A 10,851-nucleotide genomic window follows, 5' to 3' on the forward strand; every position below is an offset into this window, starting at 1 on the left:
CCCCCTACCAGTAGTAAAACACGCTGACGACATGCGCGATCAGCGCGGCAATCAACGCGAAAGTTGTGGGGACGTGAACGAACAGCCAGATCTCGAGCAGGGCCTTGAACCGCATGTGCCGCCGCATCCGGGAAAGCTGTGCCTGCCGCCGCTGGAGCAGTGCCTCGACGCGGACGATTGCCGGATCGGCGGCTTCGTCTGGACTGGCACTGTTGAAAGCGGCAATCGCTTGCATGGTCGCTCCTGCCCGCGGCCTTGCCGAAAGACGTCTGAGCAGTCCGTCACCGGCCAGGCTTTCATCCAGAGCAAGCATCACCTGTTCGATCCAGCGCCGTTCGAGCGGCTGGGCGGCATGCTCCAGCTGCCGGTCAACTGCGCCCAGCGCCTCGACCATCTGCGCTTCGGTCATTTCCTCACGGTTGCTGCTAAGGGCACCGGGGACTGTGGCATAGGCAACGATTCCGAATATGCCCGATGCGATCACCAGCATCATCAGGGCATAGGCCAGCGTATGCACGTTCCAGCCGAACTGGAAGCCGCTGTGCAATGTGGCGATGACGATCAGTGCCAGCCCAAGATAGACATGCGCCGAGGTCCAGGCCTTGAGCGACCATGCCCCGCGGGTCATGGTCCGCTTGCGCACCCCGAGCAGGGCGAGCCAAAGGATCAGGATCAGGCCAAGTGTGCCAAGGGCATAGCCGAGCCAGGTCCCGCCATTGGGACGCGGCTGGGGGTCGCTCAGGGCATAGACAAGGGTGACCACCACGCACAGCAATGCTGCACGTTTCAGCCAGCGGAAGCGGCGGTGACGCAGGAATCCCTCGTGGTCGGCATCGAACTGGCGTCCTGTCTGGCGTGGCGAGCCTGCCATCACTCCTCCTTCGCCAGCCTGGAAACCGAAAGCATGGTCTCGGGTGCAATGCGGATCGCGGCTCCGGTAGGGCAGGCGCGCACGCAAGCCGGGCCGCCATCGATCCCGGAACACATGTCACACTTGATTGCCTTCTTGGGTACCTCGTCTGACGCCGCATGGGCCTTTCGCCATTTTTCGGGTGCCTCTCCCGGGCCGGGACCGCTGCCGAACAGCATCCACGACAGCAATGACGGCTTCTTCGGCGGGACCGCATCCATCCGGATCACGCCATAGGGGCAGTTGCGCTGGCAATTGCCGCAGCCAATGCATGTGTCGTCGATGACCACTTCGCCATCGGCTCCGCGGTGGATGGCGTTAGGCGGACAATCGGCCATGCAGTGCGGGTGCTCGCAATGTCGGCACGATGTCGGAACGTGAAGGTGGGCAAAGGTCCGTCCCGCCTCACGATCTAGCCGACTGAGGCCGTCGTGGCTGTCGGCACAGGCTTTCTCGCAATTGTCGCAGCCAATGCACAGCGTTTCGTCAATCAGCAGGACGTCGGTGGCCTCGCCCAGGCCGTTGTCGACGAGGAACTGCGCGGTCTCGGAATACATGTCGACCGAGCTGGAGAACTGTTCCTTGCGGCCTTCGATGAAGGCGTTGATATCGCGCCGCGCCGCCATATCGGCCATGGCCTTGCGCTGCAGATCGGGTTTGCGTTCGAGCAGGCGGGCAAAGGCATCTCCGGGCAAGCGGATCACTTCGGAACGCACGGCCGCGCGAACCGTCGCACTGCGCGGCAAGCCGTCGAGCAGAGCCATTTCGCCGACATAGGACCCTGCCGGCAGATAGCTGAGGAACACGGTTTTCCCGCCAATCGTTTTTTCCACCGCCATCGAGCCGCGCCGAATGACCAAGATGTCGTTGCCCGTTTCGCCTTCGGTAAGCACCGCCTCGCCCGCGCGCACCGTCGTCACTTCGGCGGAATCGATGACCTCGGCAATATCCTCGCGGGTAAGCCCGGAGCCGAACATCTGCAGGATCTGCCGCTCGATAGAGACGCGGGTGATCGCACGCCCCGCTGCGGGCACTGTCGCGATCAGCCTGAGGGCTGCCGTGCGTGACAGTTCCACCGCGATGACTGGACCGCCGGCCCGCACCGTCGCGCCGCGCCGCCGCCCTGAGATCAGCCCGACCTCGCCGACGATCTGTCCCTGACCGATGGTCACGATCCTTGCCGGATCGCCCTTGTCGATCTCCACCACCACCGAGCCCTCGGCAATGGCAAACAGCGATGATCCCGTGTCGTTGCGAACGAACAGAGGTTCGCCGGGGGCAAAGCTGCGCACCGTGCTGTCGAGCAGCAGCTCGCGCAGTTGCAACGGAGAAACGTCGCTGAAGATGTCGATATTGCCGCGCAGAAGGTCCAGCCACTGATCGACGGAGCGCTGTCCGGGAAGTGAGGCAAGACGTTCGGCCAGGATCGGTTCGTCGGCAGGCTTGAGGCTGTGGTTGCCATTGATGAACTCGACCACGTCATAGCCCTGGTTCATGCAGTGCTTGATCAGCGGATAGCCCGCCAGGGCGCCAATGACATGCACGCCCGCCCGGCTGGTCTCGAAGGCTGGCGAAAGCACCGGCAACGCTTCGCGGTCAGGCCCGGTAAAGGCGATCCCACAAGCCTCGATGAAGTTGCGGGGCGGGGCCGAACCCATCCGGGCGATGATGCGATCGCAAGGAATGATTTCCTGCCCGTCGCGGGTATCGAGCAGGAGTTCGCCTTTGCGGACTTCGGCCGGGCTGGTTTCGAGGCGGATGGTCAGCCGGCCCGCCGCCGCTGCCTCGTGCAGCAGGGCGACATTTGCCGGTTTGCTGCGCGCAAAATCCGCACTGCGGTTGAGAATGGTCACGGTGTTGCGTTGTGCCGGATCGGCGCTCAGTCCGAGGGCGTTCTCGATCCCGGCATCACCAGATCCCACCACTACAATGTGCTCATCGACATATTCGCCGGGGTCATCGAGCTGGTACTGGACATGGCCCATATCGCCGCCGGGACAGCGCAGCAGCGTGGGATTTCCCTGTGTGCCGATGGCGAGGACTACCGTTTCTGCAGCAACCTGCCCGCCATTCTTGAGCGCGACAATGAAGCTTCCCTTTTCCCCTGCGATCGCCTGGACTTCGGCTCCGTACATCACATGGATGCCAAGCGCGGCGGCCTGCTGGTCCCAGGTATCGAGCACTGCTTCGCGTTTCCCCGCCCCGAATTCCATATCCGAGCGCAGCACCAGCGCACTCGGGGTGGCCATCACATGCTTGCCCTTCTGGTACTTGTGGATCGTGTCGGAGAGGTGCGTGGCTCGCTCCAGCAGGACGTGCGACAGGCCCAGCTGCGCGGCACGCGCCGCCGCGCTCAGGCCGGAGGGGCCGGAGCCGACGATGGCAATGCGGACGCGTTCGCTCATTGGCTCTCCCCGCAGGCGAAGACGCCCGCTGCCAAGGGAGAGACAGTTGCATAATCGCAGGCGCTAATCCACACCGGACCCGCATATTGCAGAGCAGCGAAGGACGAGTTGCGGAGCCATGGTCGCCAAAGAGTCATCGCGTTCGCACTATGGCAGACTTGTCTTGCTGCTGGCCACGGTCATTGCCGTGATTGCCATTGCCGTTTCGGTTCAGCGCAAAGGGCACGAAGGCGGGGAAACGAACGCCTCTGCAGTGACCGGGTCTGCGCCTGCCAGCGATCCCGTCGCCACGCTCGAACTGCACACGCGCGAAAAGCCTCAGGACAGCGAAGCGTGGTCGGCGCTGGCCTCGGCCTATTTCGATACCGGCCGTTTCGATGAGGCGGTCAAGGCTTACGATCCGGCGCTGAAGCTGGCGGCGCAGCGGGCGTCACTGTGGTCAGCGCGCGGCGAGGCGCGGGTCATGGCGAGTGTCCGGGATCCGATGCCCGCCGCCGCTGTCGCTGATTTTGAACAGGCCATCAGGCTGGATCCGAAAGACCCCCGTGCGCGCTATTTCCTGGCGGTACGGCAAGATCTTGGCGGAGATCACGAGGGAGCGATCAATAGCTGGCTGGCTTTGCTGGCCGACACCCCGCCCGGCGCGGTGTGGGAGGCTGACCTCAAGCGGACAATCGTACAGGCCGGCAAGATCAATGCCATCGCGGTGACCAGACGATTGTCGGAACTGCGTCAACCGGCACCTGCCCCGCGACCTGGCAGTCCGGGGGCGGGCAGTCCGGGGGCGGGCAGTCAGGGGGCGGGCCTTCCGGGACCGAGCGCAGAGGACCTGCGCCGTGCGAGTGCGATTCCTCCCCGCGAACAGCGCAAGATGGCCGAAGGCATGGTTACGCGGCTTGAGGCGCGACTGCGCACGGATCCGGCCAATGTCGAAGGCTGGATCATGTTGATCCGCAGCCGCCTTATGCTTGGTCAGGCCGACGCTGCGCGCGCCGCGCTGGATGCTGCCGTGAAGGCCAATCCGCAGCAGGCGAACCGATTGCGGGAACAGGCTTCAGCGGCCGGTCTGCGCTAGGTCCCGGTTTTAGGCCCCCGACTTTAGGCGAAGCCCAGCATGGCGCGGCTTTCAACCAGAAATATCGCGAAGGTTGCGATCAGGCCGGTAAGGAAAAGCAGATAGGCCAGACGCAGGAAGCGGTATTTCTTGTGCTTGAGCACCATGCCGTTCTGGTGGATGTCGCGCAGCATCGTGCGATAGATGGTCTCGTCGTCTTGCAGTTGATCGAGCACGCGGTCGGCAAATTCGTCCTCGTCCCATTGGGAAAATGTGCCGAAGAACAGCATGTTCGGCTGCCCTCCGGAGCCACGATTGCCTGAGATTGATGGAAGGACTGCGGCAATGGCGAACATGGCGGAAAGAAATGCAAAGGCGGCAAGTGCCAGCATGGCATGCGACAGGATCCCGCTTCGCGCATTTCCGATGGCGATGGTGAAGACAACAAAGGTGGCCCCCATCAGGATCGATGCCTTTTGGTCAGCCATCTGACTGAGCGTCAGATTGGCCTGCGTTGCCGTACGCACCAGATGGACGGCATGAACGGACAGCTTTCGGGATTCAGTGGTTACCATTTTGATCCTCCCGGTGGTTGGGTCAGTGGTGGCACACGATATCGCAAGTGGCCAGTCAGGATCGAGTTGCCTGCGTGGCAGTCCTCCATGAACCAAAACCTCGCGCTGGCAATGTCAGAGGGATCTAGCGGGCCGGCTCTCGCCCGGATAAGCTCGGGTGACGAGCTGCTCCAGATCCGAGAATCCGTTCAGATATTTCCGCTCATCGCCCGAGGTGATCCGCCTGGTGGTCATGATGTACGTTCGGTTTGCGCTGTCGCTGCGGAACGTCGAGGACTTGCTCTTCGAGCGCGGGATTGGCCTCTGCCACGAGACCGTGCGGCACTGGTGCAACCGTTTCAAATCCGAACGCCGCCTCGCTGATCGACAAACGTTCCGTGAACATCGCTCGGTCGCATTGGCTGAGTGGCAATCACTTGTGGCCTGAAGTTGCGCGACCTGGAAGTCGCTCCGCGTGTCGGAGACTGGTTGTGGTCCGACTGACAACGCCCCGTCGCAGACTCGGCTAACCAATCTAGAAAATGGCGGTGCATTTGCTTTGACAATGCCGACTGCCGGCCCAGTTTTTTAGTGCCCGTTCAGGGCGCCCGATCATACAATGTCCGCCAGGAGCGGCTCCTATTCGAGGAGCCGACTGCCCCAACGCGGCTTTACCTTCTCAAACAGGAAGAACGTGCCGATACTGATCAGCGCGATCGACAGCAAGGTGCCTGACGTTATGCGCGCGAAGCCGAACAGGCCCGCCATCGGCGTAACGAACTGGGTCGTCAGCAGAATGGCGACCACCCCGGCCATCACTGCCCACAGCGCTGGATTGGGCCGCCGCAACGCAGACAGCAACGAGGCGCTGAAGCGGCGGTTGACCAGGATCAGGCTGGTTATGCCAAGGACGAGCGCAATGAAGCTTGCAGCGCGCAGCTGTGCGGCAGGCAGGCCCTTGTCCCAGAGGTAGAGAGTCAGTCCTGCCGATACCGCCAGTACGGCGAGCCCCTGGATGATCGACCAGACCAGCAGGGGACGAGAGAACAGCGGTGTCTCGGCGCGGCGCGGCGGTCGCTGCATAATATTGCGCTCGTCGGTCTCGGCTTCGAAAGCCAGCGAACACACCGGATCAATGATCATCTCGATGAAGGCGATGTGGATCGGACCAAACAGCAGTGGCATTCCCGTGACCAGCGGCAACAGTGCCAGTCCGGCGATCGGAATGTGCACAGCGACAATGAAGCCCATCGCCTTGCGCAGGTTGTCATAGATACGCCGGCCCATGCGGATCGCCTTGACGATTGAACCGAAATCGTCGTCGAGCAGGACGATCGCAGCCGCCTCGCGGGCAACGTCGGTGCCGCGCCCACCCATGGCGATGCCAATATGGGCAGCTTTCAGCGAAGGCGCGTCGTTCACCCCGTCTCCGGTCATCGCGACAATTTCGCCCGAAGCCTTCAGCGCCTCGACCAGGCGCAGCTTCTGTTCGGGCATGATCCGCGCGAAAACGCCGACTGAGCCGATGCGTTCCCGAAGTTCGGCCTCGTCCATTGCCGCCAGATCTTCGCCGGTCAGCATGTGATCGGCGTCGATGCCGGCCTGTATGGCGATGGCGCGCGCTGTTTGCGGATAGTCGCCGGTAATCATCACCACGCGAACGCCCGCTTCGCGGCATTGCCGCATGGCCGCGGGGACCGAGGGCCGCAAAGGGTCGGCAAGGCCTACCAGACCACGAAAGGTGAAATTGAAATCCCGCTGCGATGGCGGCAAGGCGGCGCTGGACCACCGCGCATCCGCAACCCCCAGCACGCGCAAACCTCGGTCCGCCATCGTGTCGAGCGCGCGCTTCAGCGAGGCCCGTTCCTCCGCCGACATCGCGCAAAGATCGGCAATGGCCTCGGGCGCGCCCTTGGTCGCGACAATGCGTTCCTCGCCGGTTTGATCACTGCCCCAGACATGGGTCATCGCCAACAAGGCGGGGTCGAGGGGATAATGGCGGTTCAGGGTCCAGCCGGCGTTCTGGCGCTGCTTGATAGACGCGCCGGCTTGCTTGTCCCCGAGTTCGTGGAAGGCGATTTCCATCGGATCGACGGCCTGCTGGGCACTGGCTAGAATGCCCAATTCCGCCAATTGGTGAAACTCGGCCTCTAGCAGGAACTCGGTGTCGTCGCCTTGGGTGAGCAGCCTCCCGTCAGGTAGGCGCAATTCGGCGATTCTCATACGGTTCTGAGTGAGGGTGCCGGTCTTGTCGGTGCACAGCACGCTCGCCGAACCCAACGTCTCGATTGCCGCCGCTTGGCGGGTCAGGACATGCTGACGCGACATGCGCATTGCGCCCATTGCCATGAAGATTGTCAGTACGACCGGAAATTCCTCGGGCAGCAACGACATGCCAAGCGCGATCCCGGCGAGCGTCGCGTCCAGCCAGCTTCCCCGCAGCAGACCATAGAGCAAAATGGCCACCAGGCTGGCTGCCGCTCCGATCGCCGCAAACCACAAGACCATTCGGCGGGTCTGCGCTCGCAGGCGCGGCGCCTCGGTTTCGAGGGTCGAAAGCACTTGTCCGATCCGCCCGATTTCGCTGGCCGCTCCGGTTGCGGTCACCTTGGCCAGCCCGATACCGCGCACGACCAGCGAGCCGGAATAAACAAACGGCAAGTCGTCGCCGCCCGGACGCGCCGGACTGGTCGGCGCGCCAGACGCGCTCGCAACCTTGCGAACGGCGACCGACTCACCCGTCAGCAGGGATTCATCGGCTTGAAGGCCATCACATTCGAGAAGCCAGGCATCAGCGGGAACGCGGTCTCCCTCGCCCAGCACGATCAGATCCCCGCGCACAACCTCTCGGCCCGCGATGCGCTTGCGAACGCCGTCGCGAATGACCAGGGCCCGCGGGCTCGTGAGATCCCGAAGCGCTTCGAGAGCACGTTCGGTGCGGGTTTCCTGAACGACGGTGATGAGGATGGAAAGCCCTGCAAAGGCGACCAGAACCAGCGCTTCATGCAGATCGCCCAATGCGAGATAGATTGCTCCTGCGACAAGCAGCAAGGCCAGCATGGGCTCACGCAGGACATCGAGGATGATGCGAAGCGATGTCCTTTGCCCATGACGTGCCAGTTCGTTGGGGCCGTCAGACCGCAATCTTTCACCCGCCTCGCCCTCAGTGAGGCCCGAAATGAGTCCATGGTCCTGCATGGCCCGCCTCATGCCAGGCCGGAATCGCAAATGGCTGCGGCAAGCGCCGCCGCCATCGGGATGCAGGCTGCGCTGCCCGGAACCGTATCCGTGGCCAGAACCGGAGCGATGCCGCATGCGGCAAGGGCATCAAGATCAGCCCTGTTCGCCAAGCAATGAGTAACAACAGCGCCAATGGAACTTGCGCCAGCGGCGCGTAACTGCCCGGCGCAGGCTATCAAGGTTGCGCCGCTAGACACCAGATCATCGATAAGAATGACCGGCTTTCCGGCAATGTTGGTCGCACCCGGCAGTTCGATGTCGACTTCGCGTTCGCCGCGTCGCACCTTGCGCGCCACGATCGCTTCAAGTCCCAGGGACGCGGCAACGGCCATTACCCATGGGAGGGATTCTTCATCCGGGCCAACAAGCACGCAATCCGGTTCGATCCTGCTGGCAAGAGCCTCTGCGATTGTCGCAGCTGCAGAGACGTTGACCGCGACCATTCCCGGGAAAGCGTCTTCCAGCCTGGGTGTCCGGTGCAAGTGCGGATCCACGGTGACCAGGCCATTGAAGGCCGACGAGATCAGGCTGCCGATCACCCGCTGGGACACTGCTTCGCCCGGTACGAAGGCGCGGTCCTGCCGCATGTATCCGAGGTAAGGCGCGACCAGCACCACCTGCCGGGCGCCGCAGTCCCGCAAGGCCGATGCCGCGAACAGAAGTTGGACAATCTTGGCGTTGGGGTCATTGAGCGAGCAGTACAGCAGCGCTTTCGTTGCCGTCTCACCAACCCGCACAAGGCTTTCACCATCCGGAAATTGCCGCAGCTCGATCAGCCGGAAGTTACAGCCCAAAAGGTTCGCCAGACGCCGCGCTTCTGGCTCATCGCCGGAAAAGCTGTGGAGGGTTGCGGTCATGCGGTCACATCATAGCCGGAGCTTGACGCTGCCAGTTCACGGGCGAAATCGAGACCGGTCTGCGATGTTGCGTGGATGCGGTAGAGCGGCTCGCCCTTGCCGATGGCATCCCCCACCTTGCACAGCAGATCGATCCCTGCGCCTTTTTCCATGGGCGCTCCGGCGAGGCGCGCGATGCGGGCAATCAGATGGCAGTCGATCGCGCCGACCTTCCCGTCAATGGGCGCGATAACTTCGTGTTCAAATGCGCCGGGCCGCGCCGTTACGCCCTGCGGGCCTTGGGCAGCAATCAGCCGTTCCATTGCCGCCAACGCTGCACCCGATGCCAGCAGTTCGGCTGCCCGGACATGGCCTTCACCGCCCTTGAGCTGCGGATCGAAATCGAGCACGCGTCCGGCCAGCATTACGGCACGGTCGCGCAGGTCTGCCGGCGCGCCTGGATCGTTCCTCAGCACCGCCATCACGTCCCGAGCTTCCAGCACCGGGCCCACTCCGCGTCCGATAGGCTGCGAGCCGTCAGTCAGGACGACATCGACTACGATCCCGACCTTGCTGGCGACATATTCGAACAGCTTGCGCAGCCGGACAGCTTCAGTCTGATTGCGGACCTTGGCCGTTGGGCCGACGGGGATATCGATCACCAGGTGGGTAGAGCCGGCCGCCAGCTTCTTAGACATGATCGATGCGACCATCTGTTCGAACGTATCGATGCGCAGCGGCCGCTCGACAGAAATCAGCACATCGTCGGCGGGGGACAGCTTTACCCTCCCACCCCACGCGAGGACGGCATTTTCCTTCGCAACGATTTCCTGCATCCGCTCAGCCGAAATATCGACGTTGGCCAGCACCTCCATCGTGTCAGCAGTGCCGGAAGGTGAAGTGATCGCGCGGGACGAGGTTTTGGGAATGATCAGGCCATGGGCGGCAACAATCGGCACCACGATCATCGAAGTGCGGTTGCCCGGGATGCCGCCAATGCAATGCTTGTCGACCACCAGCGGGGACGACCATTTCAGCTTGCCGCCAACGTCGGCCATGGCCCGGGTAAGCGCCAGCGTCTCCTGCGTGGTCATGAAGGCGGCGCAGGCGACGAGGAACGCGGCGATCTCCATGGGAGAATAGCGGAAACGCGAAATGTCGCGAATGATCGAGGCGATTTCCGCATCGTCCAGCGTATCTCCCCGGATCTTGCGCCGCACGCCATCAAGGCTTGCAGGCGGCATGGCCTGGGAAATGGACACTTCCGTGCCTGCCGGCAGGCCAAGACGGCGAAAGGCCTGCTCGCCCAGACCGATCTCGCCGGGACGCAGCAGATGCTTGTCATCCATGATCGCCAAGGTTGCGAGGATGGTATTGCTGGCATGACAGATCTCGATCTTGCGCAGCGCCTGAAACTGCTCCGCCCCGTATCCGCCATCGCTGCGCGGCAGGAAAGCAGTGTTCTCGGGATAGGTATCGATTGCGACCGGACGAATCTTGAGCATGATACCGGAGCCTTCGATTGGACTGCTGCCGTCCCGATACGGCCTCTTCAGGGCAACATCTATGACCCATCTAGCGCATTTGACGAACGGCTTGTTTGTTCTGGCGCAATGTTAAAGAAAGGTTCTGTCAGGCAAATGCGGCACGCCGTGCATTGTGCTGATAGCCAGCGTGCATCAGCCGCAAATCCAGAGCCAAATCGCATAACCCCTTCCGGTATTTCCATTCGTCGCCCGAGCTGATCGGCGACGTCGTGATGTTGTATATTCGCTATCCGCTGTCGCTGCGGAATGCCGAAGACCTGCTATTCGAGCGGGGCTACGACCTCTACCACTAGACGGTACGGCTG

7 protein-coding genes and 2 pseudogenes are annotated in these 10,851 nt (G+C 62.7%); 3 read left to right on the top strand and 6 right to left on the bottom strand.

The genetic code is table 11. The annotated features are described in order from the left end of the window. Positions 1–4 precede the first annotated feature (4 nt). Together WG900_RS19420 and WG900_RS19425 are read right to left on the bottom strand one after the other, a co-directional pair. Positions 5–871: a hypothetical protein gene (locus WG900_RS19420; RefSeq protein WP_339969923.1), complete on the bottom strand. Its 867-nt coding sequence runs from the start codon at positions 869–871 to the stop codon at positions 5–7. Then, positions 871–3,315: a cyclic nucleotide-binding domain-containing protein gene (locus WG900_RS19425; RefSeq protein WP_339969925.1), complete on the bottom strand. Its 2,445-nt coding sequence runs from the start codon at positions 3,313–3,315 to the stop codon at positions 871–873. The genes WG900_RS19420 and WG900_RS19425 overlap by 1 nt, the downstream gene beginning before the upstream one ends. Before the next feature lie 118 nt (positions 3,316–3,433). On the opposite strand from WG900_RS19425, the gene WG900_RS19430 reads away from it, so the two are divergent. After that, entirely contained in the window at positions 3,434–4,390 is a 957-nt protein-coding gene (locus WG900_RS19430) for a tetratricopeptide repeat protein (RefSeq protein WP_339969927.1), read from the top strand. Positions 4,391–4,413: 23 nt separating this feature from the next. On the opposite strand, the gene WG900_RS19435 is transcribed toward WG900_RS19430, so the two are convergent. Further along, positions 4,414–4,944: a Pycsar system effector family protein gene (locus tag WG900_RS19435; protein ID WP_339969929.1), complete on the bottom strand. Its 531-nt coding sequence runs from the start codon at positions 4,942–4,944 to the stop codon at positions 4,414–4,416. 214 nt (positions 4,945–5,158) lie between these two features. Between WG900_RS19435 and WG900_RS19440 the strand changes: the two are divergent. Next, positions 5,159–5,284: pseudogene (locus WG900_RS19440) on the top strand (IS6 family transposase); the annotation flags it as partial. A gap of 278 nt (positions 5,285–5,562) precedes the next feature. Here the strand turns inward: WG900_RS19440 and WG900_RS19445 are convergent. From WG900_RS19445 to WG900_RS19455, 3 genes are read right to left on the bottom strand one after another with little or no spacing between them, the layout of a single operon-like run. Then, positions 5,563–8,121, bottom strand: coding sequence for a cation-translocating P-type ATPase (locus WG900_RS19445; protein ID WP_339969931.1), 2,559 nt, complete (start codon positions 8,119–8,121; stop codon positions 5,563–5,565). Positions 8,122–8,129: 8 nt separating this feature from the next. Beyond that, positions 8,130–9,020 (bottom strand): ribose-phosphate diphosphokinase, encoded by an 891-nt coding sequence (locus WG900_RS19450; protein WP_339969933.1) that lies wholly within the window; start codon positions 9,018–9,020, stop codon positions 8,130–8,132. Further along, positions 9,017–10,504, bottom strand: a complete 1,488-nt coding sequence (locus WG900_RS19455) for a thymidine phosphorylase family protein (protein WP_339969935.1) — start codon at positions 10,502–10,504, stop codon at positions 9,017–9,019. The genes WG900_RS19450 and WG900_RS19455 overlap by 4 nt, the downstream gene beginning before the upstream one ends. A gap of 173 nt (positions 10,505–10,677) precedes the next feature. On the opposite strand from WG900_RS19455, the pseudogene WG900_RS20285 reads away from it, so the two are divergent. Further along, positions 10,678–10,836: pseudogene (locus WG900_RS20285) on the top strand (IS6 family transposase); the annotation flags it as partial. Positions 10,837–10,851: the final 15 nt, after the last annotated feature.

Origin of the sequence: Novosphingobium aquae, from assembly GCF_037572715.1 — a bacterium.
Classification (GTDB): domain Bacteria; phylum Pseudomonadota; class Alphaproteobacteria; order Sphingomonadales; family Sphingomonadaceae; genus Novosphingobium; species Novosphingobium aquae.